Consider the following 19,498-nt stretch of genomic DNA (forward strand, 5'->3'; position numbering starts at 1 on the left):
GATCAACAGCCGCTTGTGTCTGATCGCAAAAAGGCATCCAGTTCGGAGCGGGTCGGCAGCGCCGTCATCGCCCCCTTGGCGGTGGTAGCGAGCGCCCCACAGCCGTGGGCCTGAGCCAGGATGACGGGTAGCTCGGCCAGCGTCGGCAGCGACGAGCGCCCGGCCAGCGCCGCCAGCAGACCGGCGACGAAGGCATCCCCCGCCCCCGTGGTGTCGAGCGGGGTCACTTTCTGCCCCACCCACTCCAACAGCTCGCCACCCAGACGCGCCACCACCCCGGCCGCGCCCCGGGTCACCAGCACCAGCGCCGGGCCAGAGAGAGTTGCAAGCCCGGCGACCAGTTCATCCTCGCCACTCAGCAGTTGCAGCTCCTCAATGGAGAGCTTGACCACATCCGCCTGTGCAATTGCCTGACGCACCAGCGGCAGCATCTCGGCGGGGTTGCCCCACACCTCGGGGCGCAGGTTGGGGTCGAAACAGACCCGCCCGCCTGCCGCCTTGATAGCCGCCATGGCCTGCAGGCAGCTGGTGCGCACCGGCTCGTTGGCGAGCGCGATGGAGCAGGTGAGCAGCCACTGACCGGCGTCGAAGCGGGGCAACTCATTTGGGGTGAGGAACTGGTCGGCGCTGGGACGCACCATAAAGGTGAAGCTGCGCTCCCCCTCGTCATCCAGTTCTACCAGCACGGTAGAGGTGCGATGGTCTGGATCGAACCGCAGCGTACCGATATCCACCCCCTCCCCGCTCAGGGTCTCGGCCATAAAGCGGCCGAACGGATCGGATCCGACCCGGCCGATAAAGGCCGCATCGCCACCCAGCCGTGCCATGCCAACCGCCACATTGGCGGGCGCGCCACCCGGACACTTGAGGTAGTGCAACGCCCCTTCCGGGATCAAGTCCACCACCGCATCCCCCATTACCCACACACGATTCGTCACCTTGCTACTCCACTGCTGCATCGGATCGACTGCCAAACCCGGACTCTGTTCTGTTGGCTGGCATTATCAGCTAAACCGTTTTAGCCAGCCAACAGATCTCGGCACCGGCTGCCATTTTTGTGATCGGGATAACGAACTAGAACCAGGTTTCCATCTGCACGCCAAAGTTCCACTCGCCACCGGCGGTGAAGTTGCTCTGGCCCATGGCATCGTCGCTGGCGTAGTTGTCGAGCTCGGAGGACCAGTCCATCCAGCTGGCGAACACCCGCAGTTCGGGCCGCTCGAAGAAACCGGCGGTCTGCGCCTTGAAGGTGGGGGCGAAGGTGAGCTTGGTGAAGTTGCCGTTCACCGCCTGGCGTCCCTTGTAACCCTTGGGATCGAGATCCATGTACTGCCAGGCCGCCTCGTAGACCAGCTCGACGTTCTGGCTCAGCACCTGCGCCACCCGGGTATTGAAGGTAAGCCAGCGGTACTCATCCCCTTTCACGTAGCGATCCTGACTCTGCTCGGCCAGCAGGGCCGGGGCAAAACGCCAGCGCGGATTAAGATCGGTAGCGCCAAACACGGCGACCCGCACTGCATCGGCGTCCGGCAACAGCTCGCTGTCAGAGCCCAGCCCCTTGACCTCGGCCCCCAGCCCATGACCGTACAGCACCGCCGCCTTGGCAAAACCGGGGTTGAGGCCAAAGAAGCTCTCGCCGTGGTAGGCCAGCAGGGTGTGTGCCCCCTTGTCCGCCGCCTCGCTGCCCGCCCCCTTGTCATTGATGCGGGCATCATTGTCCTTTGCCGAGAGACCGTTCACCATCCACTGCCAGTTACCGACGCGGTTGTTCATGGTGAGGATGTAGCTCTCGATATCGGAGAGACCGCTGGCGCTGATGTCGCCGTAATCGCGGCCATAGAGAGAGAAGTTGGCCTTCCAGCTATCGGCCAGTTGCACGTCGTAGACACCGCCGCCGGTACCGGCCAGGAACACCACGTCGGAATCGAGCCAGTGGATGTCAAAGTTGTCGCGATCAAAGCGCTTGCCCGCCCACAGCACCGCATTCTTGAAGGGGCCGTCGAAGCTCGCCAGATTGCCGATCTCGGCAAACACCTGACGGGTATTGAGGCTCGAATCGCTGGCGGTCCAGTCGTTGCTGGTCTCCACCCCGTCTGCCAGCATCAGCTTGTAGCGGGCCCAGCTGCCATCCTCGAAGGTCTGGGTTTTCAGCAGGTTGGCCTCCATATAGGTGTCATCCTCATTGCCAAGGCGACCGACGGCCCCGCCCACCGAACCGGCTGGCGTGATGTAGGGGCCGCCGCGCCCGCCGTTGCCATTGCCGTTGACCAACAGGCCCGAGCGGGCGTAGCCGTGAAACTCGAAGCCCTGGGCACCAGCGGTCTTCTCATCCACCTGCTGGCTGCGGTTGTCGGCCACCTGAGCCTGCTCGCTCGCCGCGCTCGCCTTCACTTCCGCCTGACTGGCACGGCTCTCTGCCGCCTCGGCTCTCGCTTCGGCTGCCTGTACCCGCGCCTCCAGCGCCGCCAATCTGGCCTCGACACTCTCACCTGCAATACTCGCCTGCGCCGCCCACAGCGGGCTGCTCATCCCCAATCCCAGCGCTACCGCCAGCGCCAACTTGCTCTTGAACATCATCATCTTCCTCACCTGTCATCTGTGGCCCGGACGGGCGCTGTTGTTATCGACAGCCAGAGCATAGCTAAACCAATTTAGCTAACTCAATATGACAACTAAACCGTTTCAGCAGTAGTGTGAGCGGGATAACATTTGTACAGCAGGAATTGGCGGGAGTTGTGAGGAGGATCCCTCATCAGGATCCACTCAATAAGGCGGATCCCGATTCTGCGAGCAGCGACCCTGACAATGTGAATAGGAAGGGGGGCACCTCACCACCAACCGGATCAGGGTGCTGGCGATGGGTCTGCCAGGTATCGGCATACCCTATGCGTCATTCTGTTGGTGGAGATTGTTACACGCATTACACCATCAGGTTCGGCTACAAAGCAGCGTAAATAATACCGATCACGCATGCGATATGGCTGAATACGCGACATTCCTGTCGTTCAATTACCAAAATATCAATAAAGATGTTTCTAAATGTTTCTGGCGGTGGATTAATTATTTACCAATAAGAACCATTCCAGTAGCATCGCAGCATTGATTAATAACGGAGACCATCAGTGGGCAATTCATCAGATGACAGTAGGTTGTTGAGCTCGTCAGCCAATACCTGAGTCGCGAGATCCCCGCAGATTGTTCTGCCGCTATCTCGCACTATGCGGAGAGCGGTTTATTTGCACCTGAGTGCAATTCCTTCCCTGTATTCACTCGATGTCTGTTACTGACGCCATCCAATGCTACAGACTGGATGCGTAAATAATGCCTGCATGGGTCTTCTCCTGATATCAGGGTCACCATGTCATTACCACTGTTACCTCATCACGCCATGTTTTTCCGCCTCTGGCGTGCGTCAATGATGGCGAACCTCTATCGCTGCAGGTCAGTAGCCACAAGGCTTTTGACAAGGTGGCATGGGAGATGGCAACAGCCGCTAGCCGGGCGACGACCGTCCCGCGATCCGCTCCACCTTCATTTACTTGTGCCGAGTGCAACACCTGTTCATTCCCCATGCGTGGCTATTGACGGGTAAGCATATGACGATTCTTTACATCAATCAGGAGGTGTGTCATGGACCCTGACCCTGGAGCCGGTATCGGCGACTAGTCCGGATTAATTTTCGGGCGTTATTTCCTTATCTATTTTTGCTGATGTGATGTCAGTCGGAATTCTATTTTCTATTTTCCAGGCTGATGTATTAAAGGATATATAAATGCAATACCAAGATATTCACCAACAACTGTATGTACTGCTGCAAAACAAGGATCGTATGGGGATCCAGAGCCTCAGCCTGAATATTCATGAGGTCGATCTGGCACAAGCGATAAACCGCCTGACAGATAAACATATTCATACCTTTCTCAATCTGGTTCCTGCATTGCGTGCCGCACGCATCTTCCGCCATCTGCCCAGCGATATTCAGGCCAGCCTGGTACGTTCCATGGCCAAGCCCCAATTGGAAGAGTTGTGTACCCGCCTATCCCCCGATGACAGAGCCGATCTCTACAATCGTCTGCCCGCAGCCTTGCGCCAGACCCTGCTCGATGCGATGACAGATGAAGAACGTGAGGATACGCAACGGTTGGCCTCTTACCCGGAAAACCTCGTCGGCTCCATCATGAGCTCGGATTGTGCCAGCCTGACGGCTGACATCACTGTGGGAGAGGGGCTGCAACGGCTGCGCAGCACTGCTGCCGACAGGGAGAGCATCTATACCCTGTATGTCGTGGATGAAATGCGCCGCCTCATCGGGGTTGTCTCCCTGCGCGAACTGTTTCTCGCCGACAGCAAAACCCCCATCTCGGCCATTATGCAGCGCGAGCTGGTGAGTATTCAGGCCGATGCCCCCAAAGGCGAAGCCGCGGAGATGATCGCCCGTTACAACCTGCTGGCCCTTCCCGTATTGAATCAGGATCAGCAGTTGCTCGGCATGGTGACCGTGGATGATGCAATGGATGTTGCCGAAGAGGAAGATGCCAACCGGATTGCCCGCTTCGGTGGTACGGCTGCGCTGGGAGGTCCCGAACTTGATCTTCGCGCATCCAGCACCTTTAACATGTTCAGCACCCGATTCTTCTGGCTGGCGGTCTTGACCGTATTCGGCATACTGACCAGCAATCTGGTCGCCGCTCAGGAAGAACTCATCAGCGAAGTACTGATCCTCGCAGCCTTTATTGCCCCTATTATCGACATGGGGGGCAACTCGGGCAGCCAGTCGGCCACCTTGGTGATCCGGGCAATGGGCATGGGTCAGATCAAGCTGAGCATGCGTGACTTCTTTTTCGTGCTGCGGCGCGATCTGCCCGTCGCAATGGCTCTGGGGCTGGGTGTCGCCCTGCTGGAAGGGGTGATGGCATTCTGGAGCAAGAGCATCGGCTGGGACATCGTCATGATTGTCAGCCTCTCTGCCATGACGGTGACTGTGGTTGGCAGCCTGCTTGGTCTGGTCCTGCCGTTTGCCGCACGGAAGATGGGGACTGATCCGGCAACCCTCAGCTCCCCCATGCTCACCTCGATCATGGATCTGCTGGGCGTGCTGATCTATTTTGGTTTCGCCTATGCCTTCCTCGGTGGGTCACTGGCTGCTGCCTGACAGCGCACAGCAGATGGGGGCAGCCAAACCACCGCCATCTCCGATAGTTCAAGATAAAAGAGAGGGAGGCATCACGCCTCCCTCTCTTTATATCGACACGGGTCTATGCCATCACTTGGTCAGATCGTCGAAGAAGCGTTTCACCCCTTCGAAGAAGCCTTCCGATTTCGGCTTGTGGGTCTTGGCAGCGGCACCGCTGAAGGATTCGTCCAGCTGGCGCAGCAGCTCTTTCTGCTGCTCGGTGAGGTTGACCGGCGTCTCGATCACCACCTTGCACATCAGATCCCCTACCTGACCGGAGCGTACTGACTTCACGCCCTTGCCGCGCATGCGGAACATCTTGCCGGTCTGGGTCTCCGGAGTGACCTTGAGCTTGACGCGGCCATCCAGGGTCGGTACTTCAATCTCGCCACCCAGAGCCGCTGCGGTGAAGCTGATGGGCACTTCGCAATAGAGGTTGTTGCCGTCACGCACGAAGATCTCGTGCTCTTTGACGTGCACCTGTACGTACAGATCCCCTGCCGGTGCCCCCGCTTCCCCCGCTTCCCCTTCGCCGGAGAGACGGATGCGATCGCCGGTATCGACGCCCGCCGGGATTTTCACCGACAGGGTCTTGGTACGCTGGTAGCGACCTTCACCGTGACACTTGCGGCACGGATCCTTGATGATCTTGCCGCGACCGTGGCAGTGCGGACAGGCCTGCTGCACCGCGAAGAAGCCCTGACGCATCTGCACCTGGCCGGAGCCGTGGCAAGTCGGGCAGGTCTGGGCACTGCTGCCGGTGTGGGCGCCGGAGCCGTTACAGACCTCACAGTGAACCAGAGTCGGCACCTTGATCTCCTTGGAGACCCCGCGTACCGCCTCTTCCAGCGTCAGCTCCATGGTGTAGCGCAGGTCAGCACCACGGGCCGGGCCACGACGACCACCGCCACGGCTGCCACCGAAAATGTCACCGAACACATCGCCGAAGATATCACCAAAGTCGGCACCACCACCGAAACCACCGTGGCCACCGCCACCCTGACTCGGATCCACACCGGCATGACCGTACTGATCGTAGCGGGCGCGCAGGTTGGCATCAGTCAGCACCTCGTAGGCCTCTTTGACCTCTTTGAACTTCTCTTCGGCACTGGCATCGCCCTGATTGCGGTCAGGGTGATACTTCATGGCCAGACGCTTGTACGCCTTCTTGATCTCGCGCTCGTCGGCACCTTTTGACACCCCGAGCACTTCGTAGAAATCGCGCTTCGACATACTCATCCTGTGGTTACGCAGACGGGCGTTGGTCACCCAACGCCCGTAAATTCATTGACTAAGCCGATGAGCGAAGCCTGCTTCGCCCATCTGGGTCGGGCTTACTTCTTGTCGTCTTTCACTTCTTCGAACTCGGCGTCGACAACGTCGTCGTCAGCCTTGGCAGAAGAGGAGGACTGACCGGCATCAGCACCGGCTGCACCCTGGGCCTGAGCCTGCTGCTGGGCAATCTCCATCAGCTTCTGGGACGCTTCCAGCAGAGCCTGCTGTTTGGCTTCGATAGCAGCCTTGTCGTCACCCTTGATGGCGGTTTCCAGCTCGCTCAGAGCGGCTTCGATCTTGGTCTTGTCGTCGGCAGGCAGGGCTTCACCGGCTTCGGTGATCTGCTTGCGTACGGAGTGGACCAGACCATCAGCCTGGTTGCGAGCCTGTACCAGCTCTTCAAACTTCTTGTCCTCGGCCGCGTTGGCTTCGGCTTCGCGTACCATACGTTCGATCTCCTCATCAGACAGGCCAGAGGAGGCCTGGATGGTGATCTTCTGCTCTTTGTTGGTCTCTTTGTCCTTCGCAGAGACGTGCAGGATACCGTTGGCATCGATGTCGAAGGTCACTTCGATCTGCGGCAGACCACGCGGAGCCGGACGGATGCCTTCCAGGTTGAACTGGCCCAGAGACTTGTTGTCGCTGGCGCGCTTGCGCTCACCCTGCAGCACGTGAATGGTCACGGCAGACTGGTTGTCTTCGGCAGTGGAGAACACCTGGGACTTCTTGGTCGGGATAGTGGTGTTCTTCTCGATCAACGCAGTCATCACGCTGCCCATGGTTTCGATACCCAGAGAGAGCGGGGTAACGTCCAGCAGCAGTACGTCGGTCTTGTCACCGGACAGTACGGCCCCCTGGATGGCAGCACCCATGGCCACGGCTTCGTCCGGGTTGACGTCTTTACGCGGCTCTTTGCCAAAGAACTCGGCAACGGTCTTCTGAACCAGTGGCATACGGGTCTGACCACCAACCAGAATCACGTCGTCGATCTCGCCAACTGCCAGACCGGAGTCTTTCAGGGCGACACGAACCGGCTCCAGAGAATCTTTCACCATGTCTTCTACCAGGGATTCCAGCTTGGCGCGGGTCACCTTGATGTTCATGTGCTTCGGACCGGTGGCATCTGCAGTGATGTACGGCAGGTTGACGTCGGTCTGCTGGGCAGAAGAGAGCTCGATCTTGGCCTTCTCGGCGGCATCTTTCAGACGCTGCAGAGCCAGCTGGTCGTTGCGCAGGTCGATACCCTGCTCACGCTTGAACTCGTCTACCAGATAGTTGATGACGCGGTTGTCAAAGTCTTCACCACCCAGGTGGGTGTTACCGTTGGTCGCCAGTACTTCGAAGGTGGTTTCACCTTCCACTTCGTCGATCTCGATGATGGAGATATCGAAAGTACCACCACCCAGGTCATATACGGCAACCTTGCGCTCGCCCTTGACCTTGTTTACGCCATAAGCGAAAGCAGCTGCAGTCGGTTCGTTGATGATGCGTTTTACATCCAGACCAGCGATGCGACCGGCATCCTTGGTAGCCTGACGCTGGGCGTCGTTGAAGTAGGCCGGAACAGTGATAACGGCTTCGGTGACCGGCTCACCCAGGTAGTCTTCGGCGGTCTTCTTCATCTTTTTCAGCACTTCGGCAGAGATCTGCGGCGGTGCCATTTTCTTGCCCTTCACTTCAACCCAGGCGTCACCGTTGTCAGCTTTGGCAATGGCGTACGGCATGATTTTCAGGTCACGCTGCACTTCTTCATCTTCAAAACGACGACCGATCAGACGCTTGATGGCGAACAGGGTGTTTTTCGGGTTGGTGATTGCCTGACGCTTGGCCGGCTGACCAACCAGGATTTCGCCATCATCGGCATAGGCAATGATGGACGGAGTAGTACGATCGCCTTCTGCGTTCTCGATCACGCGAGCAGTGTCGCCATCCAGAATAGCGACGCAGGAGTTGGTAGTACCCAGGTCAATACCGATGATTTTACCCATTTGACGAATCTCCAAATACTTTGAATAAACTGGCGAGGAACTCGCCTTAATGCGTTAACGGCTAGGTGGGGGCTGCCAATCTGGCTTTCAAGCTCCCGGCATCAAATTTTTTGTGCCGCCGCGGCCTTGCTACCTATATGGGGTCGCCAGACGCAGCTTCAAGCCCCAACCTAAAAAAACCACACCCTTTGTCATGGTTGCGCGATCACGTTGAGCCGTGAAACCGTGCAAGATGAACAGGTGTTGCACTGCGAAACAAAAAGCCCGCCAAGCGGCGGGCCTGGGCATCAAGTGCCGACTCAGTCGGCGGCCTTGGATACCATGACCATGGCCGGACGGATCACGCGACCGTTCAGCTCATAACCTTTCTGCATCACGGCGATCACGGTGTTTGGCGCCACATCTGCACTCGGCACCATGCTCATCGCCTGATGGGCATTCGGGTCAAACGGCTGGTTGGCCGGATCCAGCGCAACCAGACCGAACTTGGCCACACCGCTCTGCATGGATTTCAGCGTCAGCTCGACGCCTTCGATCATCGGCTTGAGCGCCTCATTCTCCTTGTCGGCGAGCTCAATGGCACGCTCCATGTTGTCCAGCACCGGCAGCAACTCGGCAGCGAACTTCTCCAAAGCGAACTTGTGCGCCTTCTCCACGTCCAGCTCGGTACGACGACGCAGATTCTCCATTTCAGCAGCGGTGCGCAGAGCGCGTTCACGCTCTTCCGACGCCTTCTGGAGGGCGGTCTCAAGCTGCGCTTCCAGTTCGGCAATGCGGGCTTGCTCAGCTGTCACTTCACTGTCTACATCGGTCGGCTCGACTGGCTGGGCTTCCACTTGCTCCATCGCTTCAACCTTTTGCTCTTCGTGGTTCATGACATCTCCAATTCCGGGGTTACTTATGAGGGCCCTGACGTCTGGTTGAGCGACCGGACGACCACAGACCGACTATGTTGGCGCTATTATGGGGATGCATCCCCGGCTTTCAAGGGGTAAAAGGCCAATCAGGGTGGATGCTCTGCCGCAAGCAGCTGTTTCTTGGCGTTGCCGCTCACCCTTTAGCCAGCTGACTCAAGGGGATAGCTGCCCCCGTGACACGGGAGAGCGTCACAAGCGGAGCAAAGCACTGTATACTGGCCCGCAATACTCATCCCAGACCCGACAGACTATGGATTCTCCGTTCAAAACCATCGCCCTGATTGGCAAACCCCACCATGAGGGGGCCAACCAGACGCTGACCGGCCTGCATCAATACCTGACCGCCCGCGGCTTTCGGGTACTGGTGGAGAGCCGGGTCGCCCAGACCCTGAGCATCCTCGATGAAAACGTGATGGATCTGGTGCAACTGGGCCAGCAGGCCGATCTCGCCATCGTGGTGGGCGGTGACGGCAACATGCTGGGGGCGGCACGGGTGCTGTCGCGCTTTGATGTGGCGGTGATCGGGGTCAACCGGGGTAACCTCGGCTTTCTGACCGACCTCTCGCCGCAAGATTATCTATTGCCACTGGAGCAGGTGCTCTCCGGTCACTACAAGAGCGAACACCGCTTCCTGCTGGAGGCCTCGGTCTATCGCCACGGCGAGCGCAAATCGAGCAATCTGGCGGTCAACGAGGCGGTACTACACCCGGGCAAGATCGCCCATATGATCGAGTTCGAGGTCTATATCGATGGCAGCTTTATGTATAGCCAGCGCTCGGACGGCATCATCGTCGCCACACCGACCGGCTCAACCGCCTACTCCCTGTCGGCAGGTGGCGCCATCCTCACCCCCAAGCTCAACGCTATCACGCTGGTGCCCATGTTCCCGCATACCCTGAGCAGTCGCCCCATCGTACTCGATGCCGACAGCGAAGTACGGCTGCTGGTCTCGCCGGATAATCAGGACGATGCCATGCAGGTGAGCTGTGACGGCCAGGTGACCCTGGCGGTCCACCCGGGGGACGAGATCCTCATCAAGAAGAGCCACCACCAGCTTCATCTGGTGCATCCCCTCGACTACAGCTACTTCCATGTGCTGCGCAACAAGCTCGGCTGGGGCAGCAAGCTGTTTTAATCGGCGCTGACCGACAACGGCATTGCCAGAGAGGGCGCCTGAATTGGCGCCCTTCTCTTTTCTGTCGTGGCAACATCCCCTGCACTCTCATATCCGTACCGCGTGCCAATAGTCAGTACCGCATTCTCATAGCCATACCGCACTGGCGCACCTTTCCTGTACTAAAAATGACGGTGCCCTCTTTACTGTATATAAGACCAGTATATACTGGATGCATACACAGTAATGTTGACCTATACAGGATAAGACCATGCTGACCCAGCTGACCGTCAACAACTTCGCTATCGTCAAGTTTCTCGAACTCGATCTGCAACCGGGCATGACCTGCATCACAGGTGAGACCGGTGCCGGTAAATCCATCGCCATCGACGCCCTCGGTCTCTGCCTCGGAGAGCGGGCCGAAGCCGGCATGGTGCGACCCGATAGCGACAAAAGCGAGGTCAGCGCCCGCTTCCTGCTGGACAACAACCCGGCTGCCCGCGCCTGGCTCGCCACCAACGAGCTGGAAAACGAAGGTGAGTGTATCGTGCGGCGAGTCATCTCTGCCGAGGGGCGTTCGCGCAGCTATATCAATGGCGTGCCCGTCCCCCTCACCCAGCTCAAGAGTCTGGGCCAGTTGCTGGTCAACGTGCACGGTCAGCATGCCCACCAGATGCTGCTCAAACCCGACTACCAGCTCGCCCTGCTCGACGGCTATGCCGGCCACCATCTGCTGCTCGACGAGGTGCGCCAGCACTATCAGCAATGGCGCCAACTGCAAAACGAGCTGAACCGGCTCAAGGCCGAGCAGCAGCAGCGGGAAGCCCGCCGCCAGCTTATCGAGTATCAGGTGCAGGAGCTGGACGAATTTGCCCTGCAACCGGGGGAGTTTGAGGAGATAGAAGAGGAGCACCAGCGTCTCGCCAACGGTACCGAGTTGATGCAGGAGTGTGGGGCTTGCCTCGATCTGCTCTATGACAACGAAGAGACCACCATTGCCGGCCTGCTGCAATCAGCAGTAGATCGAGCCGAGGGGCTGGTCAGCATGGACAGCCGCCTCACTCCGGTACTGGAGATGCTGAACGAAGCCCTGATCGGGGTGCAGGAGAGCCACAGCGAACTGCGCAGCTACCTCGATCGGCTGGAGCTTGATCCCGAGCGCTTCAACGAGCTGGAAGCCCGCCTCTCCAGGTCGATCAATCTGGCACGCAAGCACCACGTCAAACCGGCGGATCTGGCTCAGCACCACCAGGAGCTGGCCTCTGATCTCGCCCGCCTCAACTCCGATGAGGAGCGGTTAGAGGGGATGGAAGATGAGCTGGCCGAGGCTCGTCAGGCTTTTGTCCAGGCCGCCGAAGCCCTGAGTCAGAGTCGTCAGCGCTATGCCCAGGAGTTGGGCGCCAAGGTAACCAGCAGCATGCACGAACTGGCGATGCCCGATGGCCGCTTTGCCATCGAGGTGCGTCCCGATGCCCAGAGCAGCCTCTCTCCGCTGGGTATAGATCGGGTGGAATTTATGGTCACCACCAACCCGGGGCAGCCCATCCAGCCCCTTGGCAAGGTGGCTTCGGGTGGCGAACTGTCGCGTATCAGCCTCGCCATCGTGGTGATCAGTGCTCGCAAGGTCTCCACCCCGACCCTGATTTTCGACGAAGTGGATGTGGGGATTAGCGGCCCGACTGCCGCCGTGGTGGGTCGCCTGCTGCGCCAGCTCGGCGAGTCCACCCAGGTGATGGTGGTCACTCACTTGCCTCAGGTGGCAGGCAACGGCCACCAGCATATGGTGGTGAGCAAACATACCGATGGCAAAACCACCGAAACCCGGATGGATGCGCTCGACCAGAATGCCCGTCTCAATGAGCTGGCACGCCTGCTCGGTGGCGACCAGATCACCGACAACACCCTGGCCAACGCCCGCGAGCTGCTGCGTCGCTGAATCAGGCAATAAAGCCCATTTGCAGTGATGGCGACTGATAGCGCTGACCGGACATGCTGACTGCGCAGGCATGGACGAGTGCCATGGCCTCAACAGTCAGCAATAGCCAACAGCCAACTGTGAGCGCCGAACTCGCGTCAGGATTACCGACCCAGATCAATAAAATGGCGAGTTAGGCGAAGCTGGCAGCAACATGGGCGTGGATCCGGTTGCCTTCATGTAGCGGATTTCGCATAGTGTTGCCCCCCTTTATGGGTATCCAATTGTGAGGCTTTGTCTATGATCCACGTTTTTGGTCACAAGAATCCTGATAGCGACAGTATCTGCAGTGCGCTGGTTATCACCGACTGGCTCAATGGCCAGGGCCATCAGGCCACCCCATGGCGTCTGGGTGACCTGCGCACCGAAACCCGTTTTATTCTGGAGCAGGCTGGCGTCAGCGAACCCGAGTTGCTGACCAAAGATCTGACCGGTGAAGATGTCTGGCTGGTGGATTTCAGTGATCTGGAACAGGGCCCTGCCACACTGGCACAAGCCAATGTACTGGGCCTGGTGGATCACCACCGTCTCGGCACTCTGGTCACCCAGTCTCCGCTGGATGCCTGGATCCGTGCCGTCGGCTGCACATGCACTATCGCCTTCGACCTGCTAAGTCAGCAAGGCACTGTGACCCGCAGCCAGGCTCGTCTGATGCTGGGTGCCATCATGAGCGACACCCTCTGTCTCACCTCGCCAACCACCACCGAGCAGGACAAGATCGCCTGCGAGCGTCTTGCGCCGCTGGCCGAGGTGTCGCTGGCCGAGTTTGGTCAACAGCTGCTGATGGCGAAAACCGATCTGAGCGGTCTCACTCCTGCGCAGTTGCTGCAGCAGGATGAGAAAGCATTCCAGGCCGAAGGTCTGAACTTCATCATGAGCCAGATTGAAGTGGGCAGCGAACAACAGCTTGCCGACCAGATCGAAACTCTGCAGCAAGAGATGGCACACCGTGTTGAAAGCGAAGGGCTCGACTTCTTCGTGCTGATGGTGACTGACCTGACAGCCGCAGCCAGCCGTATCTACTTTACCGAGCACGCCAAAGTACCGGCCGAGTCCAGCTACCACCCGGGCTTTGTCAGCCGCAAGAAGCAGGGTCTGCCCTGGGTGATGGATCTGCTGGCCAAGGCCTGATCCTCACTCGTCATTACCTATTCCCAAGCCCTGCCACTGCGCAGGGCTTTTTCATCGCAACCGCCAGTCGCACTCCCCCCTCTTGCTGACCATCTTGCTCACCACTGCAGTCTCTCGCTTACTCCTTTCACGGCTTATTGACAATTAACGCCATAACTTTGCTTACATATTTGCGGCTGTTATTTATCAGGGCTTTGCTGCAGGATAATCGCCGCGCACAATCTTTTCAGTTTCCATTCAGGTGATCGATGAACATAACCCCCAAGCAGAGAACCCTGGCCATCACCATGCTGATCGCCGTGGTGCTCCTCGGCTGGCTAATCTGGCCCAGTCAACCCCCCAAGGCGATGCTGACCGCTCAAGTGACCCGCGAGGATATTGCCCAGACCGTACTGGCCAGTGGCGTGCTTCAGGCCGTGGAGCAGGTGGATGTGGGGGCTCAGGTCTCCGGTCAGGTTACCAAGCTGGCGGTCGAGGCCGGTGATCAGGTCAAACAGGGAGACCTGCTGGCCGAGATCGATCCCCTGATTGCCCAGAACAACCTCAAGACGGCCGAGGCGGAGCTTGCCAGCAACCGCGCCCAGCTCAAGATCAAGCAGGCTCAACTCAAACAGAACGAGCTCGCCTGGCGGCGCCAGCAGCAGATGTTCAAGCAGGAGGCGAGCTCACGGGCCGATCTGGAGAGTGCCGAGGCCCTGTTGGCGGTCACCCGAGCCGAACTGCAAAACAGCCAGGCCAATATCGACAACGCCCTGATCAAGGTTGAGCGGGCCAAGACCGAGCTGGGCTATACCAAGATCCTGGCGCCGATGGATGGCACCGTCATCAGCATTGTGACCCGTCAGGGCCAAACCCTGGCTGCCAGCCAGACGGTACCGACCGTACTCAAGCTGGCCAACCTCGAGACCATGACGGTCAAGGCGCAGATCTCCGAAGCTGATGTCACCAAGGTCAAAGCCGGCATGCCGGTTTACTTCACCCTGATCGGCGACCCGGATACCCGCTATCAGGGTACGCTTCGCGCCGTGGAGTTAGCGCCTACCAACATCAACGATCAGGCCACCACCGGCACCACCACCAGCAATGCGGCTGTCTACTACTACGCCCTGTTCGATGTACCCAATCCCGACCATACCCTGCGGGTTGCAATGACCACCCAGGTGACCATAGTGCTCGGCGAACGCAAGCAGGTGCTCACTGTGCCGCAAACCGCCCTCGGCAAGTCGCTGGGTGATAACGAGTATGAAGTCACCGTGATCAAGGACGATGAAACAACCGAAACCCGCCATATCAAGACTGGTATGAAGGATGAGATCCGCATTGAGGTGATCAGCGGGCTGAGTGAGAAGGAGGAGGTGCAGCTCAATCACGGTGCCCCCGCCGACAATGATGAGATGGCGGTGATGCTATGAGTGAGCCCCTGAACCAGCTGCCGTTGATCCAGCTGAAAGGGGTCGAGCGACGCTACCAGAGCGGCGACAGCGAAGTCACCGTGCTCCACCCTCTTGACCTCACCATCACGGCAGGAGAGATGATCGCCATTGTCGGCGCGTCCGGCTCCGGCAAGTCGACCCTGATGAACCTGCTGGGTTGTCTGGATAGCCCGAGCGGCGGCCAGTACCTGTTTCGCGGACAGGACACCGCCACCATGGATGCGTTGGCGCTGGCCCGACTACGCTGCCACCACTTCGGCTTTATCTTTCAGCGCTACCACCTGCTGCCCCACCTCGATGCCGCCGCCAACGTGGAGATCCCAGCCGTCTATGCCGGCACCAATCGCCCGGATCGCCAGGCACGTGCGCGTCAGCTGCTGGGCAGACTGGGTCTGGCCGATCGCAGCCACCATACCCCGGGCCAACTCTCTGGCGGTCAGCAGCAGCGGGTCAGTATCGCCCGGGCGCTGGCCAATGGCGGCGAAGTGATCCTCGCCGATGAACCGACCGGCGCACTGGATAGCCAGAGCGGCAAGGAGGTGATGGCGATCCTCAAGGAGCTGCACGCTCAGGGCCACACCATCATTCTGGTCACCCACGATATGAACGTGGCCAGCCATGCCGACCGGATCATCACTCTCAAGGATGGTCGGATTGAACAAGATAGCGGCCCCTGCCAAACGGCGGTGTTGGCTCCAGCCACCGCTGTAGCCCCTCAAAAAATAGCGCCCACTAAAGGCGCCATGGGCCACGATTGGGATCGTTATCGGGAAGCGGGACGGATGGCAATCCATGCCATGCTAGCCCACCGGATGCGCACCTTCCTCACCATGCTCGGCATCATCATCGGCATCGCCGCCGTGGTGAGTGTGGTGGCGCTGGGGCAAGGGGCGCGCGCCAAGGTGATCGACCAGATCAATGCGATGGGCACCAACACCATCGAAATCTTCCCGGGTAAAGGATGGGGCGATGAGAAGATGGCCAGCATCCAGACCCTCAACAAGGGGGATCTCGATGCCCTGTTGGGGCAACCCTATCTTGCGGGCGCCAGCCCCGAGATCGGCAGCTCAGGGCAGTTGCGCTATCGCAACAAGACCAACAGCGGCAATGTGACCGGGGTCGGTAACGACTATTTCAAGGTAAAGGGGATGACGCTGGTCAGTGGTCGCTTACTGGAGTGGCAAGATATCCAGCAGCGTGCCGCCGTTGCCGTGGTGGACAAGAAGAGCATCACCAGCCTGCTTGGCAAGGAGGAGCCGGTCGGCAAGGTGGTACTGGTCGGCACCTTGCCGGTGCGGATTGTCGGTGTGGTTTCGCAGGAGACCGGCTTCGGCCCCACCAGCCAGTCGGTCAATATCTGGCTGCCCTACAGCGCGGTGATGAGTCGCCTCATCTCGCAGCACCACTTCAGCCAGATCACCATCCGGGTCAAGGACGGGGTACAACCGGCGCTGGCCGAGCAGGCGGTGATCGAGCTGATCACCAAGCGCCACGGGGTGAAGGATTTCTTCACCTTCAGCAGCGACAGCATCATCAAATCGGTGGAGAAAACCACCGCCACCATGACCCTGATGGTCTCGGCCATCGCGGTGATCTCGCTGATCGTCGGCGGGGTGGGCGTGATGAACATCATGCTGGTGTCAGTGGTCGAGCGCACCCGCGAGATCGGCATTCGCATGGCCGTGGGCGCCCGCCAGTCGGATATTTTGCAGCAGTTCCTGATTGAAGCTGTGATGGTGAGCCTGCTGGGGGGTATCTTCGGCGTCGGCCTCTCGCTAGGCATTGGTGCGCTCTTTGCACTGCTGGTGGACTCCATCAAGATGCAGTTCTCGCTCTTCTCCATCCTGATGGCCTTTGGCTGCTCGTCACTCATCGGGATCCTGTTTGGTTACCTGCCGGCACGCAATGCGGCGCGGCTCGACCCTGTTGTCGCACTGGCGAGGGAATAACAATGCACAAACTCTCCTGGCTGGCTCTCTCTATGGCCCTCAGCGGCTGTAGTCAGCACAGCACCTATCAAAGACCCGAGTTGGCAATCGCCCCCACATGGCAACAAGCAGAGGGCGCCCAACTGGCTGCGCAGGCTGGCCTCTGGTGGCGGGAATTTCATGATCCCCAACTCGACAAATTGGTCGAGGCGGTTCTAGCCGCCAACCCGGACATGCATGTGGCGGCCCTCAAGCTCAAAAGCGCCAGACTGGGCGCCGAGCAGGCCGATACCAACCTCACCCCCTCGGTCAATGGCACTATCGCAGCCAGTGGCAACAAGGATCTGAAAAGCGGCAAAGGCACCAACAGTCTGGGCCCCTCGCTGAGCCTCAGTTACGAAGTGGATTTGTGGGGCAAGCTTGCCTCGGTGCGAGATCAGGCAAGCTGGGAGGCGGCGGCAAGCGAGCAGGATCTCGCCAGCACCCGACTCCTGCTGATTGGCAATACTCTGGAGCAGTATTGGCAGCTCGGCTATCTCGGCTCTGCCATCGCACTCGGAGAACAGCAGCTGGCCAACCTGACGCGAACCGAGCAGCTGACCCAGACCAAATACCAGGCTGGCGCCATTACCCGGCTCGATCTGGCGCAGGCACGCCAACAGTTGGCCGGAAAACAGGCTGAGCTGGCCTCCCTCAAGGCGCAGCAGGAGCAGGCTCGCAATGCCCTGCGTCTGCTGCTGGGACGCAGCAGCGGGCCACTGGAGTATGCACCCGCTTCCCTTGCAAACCAGACCATCCCTGAACTTGCGGTGGGTATCCCGGCTGATGTGCTGGCGCGCCGCCCTGATGTCAAAGCGGCCGAATTGCGGCTGCGCAAGACGCTGGCAAAGGGGGACGAGATCCGCACCAGCTTCTACCCCAGCCTGACCCTGACCGGCAGCGCCAGCACCGCATCCGATAGATTGGCGCAGGTGCTGCAAAATCCGGTAGGTACGCTGGGAGCCAGCCTCGCCCTCCCCTTCCTTGAATACAACCGCACCCAGCTCGCCATCGCAAGCTCAGAGCTGGATTACCAGATTGCTGAAACCGAGTTTCGCAAACAGCTCTACACCGCACTAGTGGAGGTGGAAGACAATCTGGCCGCACGCCACTATGGCCAGCAGCGACTCGATTATCTGCAGGAGCAGCTGAGTTATGCCCGGGAGGCCGAACGGCTGGCCAAAGCTCGCTTTCAGGCAGGAGCGACCGGCGTGCAAGCCTGGCTTGATGAGCAGAACCGACTGTGGGATGCCCAGCAGAGCCTGCTGGCCCAGCAAAAAGAGCAGCTCACCACCACAGCCAAAATCTATCGCGCCCTGGGTGGCAGCGATAGCGTGACGCCCCGATAGCGCTTCACCTGGGCATTCCCCACTCTGCCGGCAGAGTGGGGAATATCATCGCCATAGACCATACAGAATTTCCTCTCCCACACTGCAGCCGAACTTCATTGCCCATTATCAGGGGCAGTCATGGCAGCGCAGTCAATTACATGCATCGGTGACCCAGAATATACCGGCCATACCTTACAGCTATCTCTATCCCTCACGCTCCCTGACCAGAGATAACGGTTACCGGATATTCAATCAGCAGAGAGCTTGGCTCTTGCCGAGCGGCGCCCCGTGAATCGTGAGAGACATATCCGAAGCGCATATCTGCGCGACGCATACAAATAGCGATATCACGCAGTTAATCCTGCACGACAAAGTTAATCGCGAACAATGAGTGATATTGAGCAAAGTAACAGTGAAGTGAAACGACGGTAAAAAGGATACAAGCGAGGATGTAGATAACAGTGGGGCGAAGGGGCAGATTGGATAACCACGAGTAAAACGGCAAAAATAATGCCGCCCAAGGGCGGCATTATTCAATCTCTAAACCTGACGAATTAGATCAGGAAATCGTTCAAGTCTTTACCCAGAGCTACTTGAGCAGCAATGGCTTTCGGCATACGGCCTTGACCGGTCCAGGTTTTTTCCTGGCCATCTTCTTCGTACTTGTATTTAGCCGGACGCGGAGCACGCTTGCTCTTGGCTGCGCCAGTCGCAGCAGCCGGAGCAGCGGCAGTCGCCAGCAGCTCGCGAGGATCAATACCAGCCTGCTGCAGCATTTCGGTGAATTCATTCAGCTTGCGCTGACGCTCTTCCTGTTCAGCACGCTCCTGTTCAACAGAATCGGCGCGCTCTTGGTAAACCAGGTCAAACTTCTCTTTAGCTTCCAGCAGTTGCTCAAACGGCAGCTCACGAATAGCCGCACGCAAACTGCGAATGTTCAGCAGAACTTTCAGAAACTCGTTCATTATTTCCTCACAAAAAATCGATCACAGGGATTACCGTGTCAGAATAGCATGGACAATTGATAACAACATACTGTTTTTCTGTATTTGTATTATTTTTTATTTTGTACTCACTATGCTCTCTTGACACGAAGCGTGATAACAAATCAATGCTCCGTTGTGATCGCAATCCCCCCTCCCTCTGATGGATTATGACCTCAAATATCATAGGGCTCATTAATACCCCATTACG

At 58.7% G+C, this 19,498-nt stretch carries 13 protein-coding genes; 7 read left to right on the forward strand and 6 right to left on the reverse strand.

Annotated features, from left to right (window positions below; all coding sequences use genetic code 11):
- Positions 1–2: 2 nt before the first annotated feature.
- Both I6L35_RS20090 and I6L35_RS20095 read right to left on the reverse strand, forming a co-directional pair.
- Positions 3–959 carry an aminoimidazole riboside kinase gene (locus tag I6L35_RS20090; RefSeq protein ID WP_216980333.1) on the reverse strand — a complete coding sequence of 319 codons (957 nt, stop codon included), beginning with the start codon at positions 957–959 and terminating at the stop codon, positions 3–5.
- 115 nt (positions 960–1,074) lie between these two features.
- Positions 1,075–2,580, reverse strand: coding sequence for a carbohydrate porin (locus I6L35_RS20095; protein ID WP_216979157.1), 1,506 nt, complete (start codon positions 2,578–2,580; stop codon positions 1,075–1,077).
- Positions 2,581–3,772: 1,192 nt separating this feature from the next.
- Here I6L35_RS20095 and mgtE point away from each other — a divergent pair.
- Complete coding sequence (mgtE, locus tag I6L35_RS20100) at positions 3,773–5,152, forward strand: magnesium transporter (RefSeq protein ID WP_216979158.1); 1,380 nt, start codon at positions 3,773–3,775, stop codon at positions 5,150–5,152.
- Positions 5,153–5,263: 111 nt separating this feature from the next.
- Here mgtE and dnaJ read toward each other — a convergent pair whose 3' ends face one another.
- The 3 genes from dnaJ to grpE all read right to left on the reverse strand — a co-directional run bounded on the left by dnaJ (position 5,264) and on the right by grpE (position 9,311).
- Positions 5,264–6,406 (reverse strand): molecular chaperone DnaJ, encoded by a 1,143-nt coding sequence (gene dnaJ, locus I6L35_RS20105; RefSeq protein ID WP_216979159.1) that lies wholly within the window; start codon positions 6,404–6,406, stop codon positions 5,264–5,266.
- A 101-nt stretch (positions 6,407–6,507) separates the two neighbouring features.
- Positions 6,508–8,436, reverse strand: coding sequence for a molecular chaperone DnaK (gene dnaK / locus I6L35_RS20110; RefSeq protein ID WP_216979160.1), 1,929 nt, complete (start codon positions 8,434–8,436; stop codon positions 6,508–6,510).
- 299 nt (positions 8,437–8,735) lie between these two features.
- The gene (gene grpE, locus I6L35_RS20115; RefSeq protein WP_005344280.1) at positions 8,736–9,311 is read right to left on the reverse strand and encodes a nucleotide exchange factor GrpE; all 576 of its coding nucleotides are present in this window, start codon (positions 9,309–9,311) and stop codon (positions 8,736–8,738) included.
- Between the two features lie 292 nt (positions 9,312–9,603).
- Here grpE and nadK point away from each other — a divergent pair, with 292 nt between their 5' ends.
- The 6 genes from nadK to I6L35_RS20145 all read left to right on the forward strand — a co-directional run bounded on the left by nadK (position 9,604) and on the right by I6L35_RS20145 (position 18,322).
- The gene (nadK, locus tag I6L35_RS20120) at positions 9,604–10,488 is read left to right on the forward strand and encodes an NAD(+) kinase (RefSeq protein WP_005338038.1); all 885 of its coding nucleotides are present in this window, start codon (positions 9,604–9,606) and stop codon (positions 10,486–10,488) included.
- A gap of 250 nt (positions 10,489–10,738) precedes the next feature.
- Positions 10,739–12,403: a DNA repair protein RecN gene (gene recN / locus I6L35_RS20125; protein WP_216979161.1), complete on the forward strand. Its 1,665-nt coding sequence runs from the start codon at positions 10,739–10,741 to the stop codon at positions 12,401–12,403.
- A gap of 279 nt (positions 12,404–12,682) precedes the next feature.
- Entirely contained in the window at positions 12,683–13,573 is an 891-nt protein-coding gene (locus I6L35_RS20130) for a manganese-dependent inorganic pyrophosphatase (protein WP_216979162.1), read from the forward strand.
- Between the two features lie 248 nt (positions 13,574–13,821).
- Positions 13,822–14,985 (forward strand): macrolide transporter subunit MacA, encoded by a 1,164-nt coding sequence (gene macA, locus I6L35_RS20135; RefSeq protein WP_216979163.1) that lies wholly within the window; start codon positions 13,822–13,824, stop codon positions 14,983–14,985.
- Positions 14,982–16,955 (forward strand): MacB family efflux pump subunit, encoded by a 1,974-nt coding sequence (locus tag I6L35_RS20140; protein ID WP_216979164.1) that lies wholly within the window; start codon positions 14,982–14,984, stop codon positions 16,953–16,955. The genes macA and I6L35_RS20140 overlap by 4 nt, the downstream gene beginning before the upstream one ends.
- Positions 16,956–16,957: 2 nt before the next feature.
- A complete protein-coding gene (locus I6L35_RS20145; protein ID WP_216979165.1) occupies positions 16,958–18,322 on the forward strand; it encodes an efflux transporter outer membrane subunit in 1,365 nt (454 codons plus the stop codon).
- A gap of 536 nt (positions 18,323–18,858) precedes the next feature.
- Here the strand turns inward: I6L35_RS20145 and I6L35_RS20150 are convergent.
- The gene (locus I6L35_RS20150; RefSeq protein WP_005344269.1) at positions 18,859–19,269 is read right to left on the reverse strand and encodes an H-NS family nucleoid-associated regulatory protein; all 411 of its coding nucleotides are present in this window, start codon (positions 19,267–19,269) and stop codon (positions 18,859–18,861) included.
- Positions 19,270–19,498: the final 229 nt, after the last annotated feature.

The organism is Aeromonas sp. FDAARGOS 1405 (assembly GCF_019048265.1).
Lineage (GTDB): Bacteria > Pseudomonadota > Gammaproteobacteria > Enterobacterales > Aeromonadaceae > Aeromonas > Aeromonas veronii_A.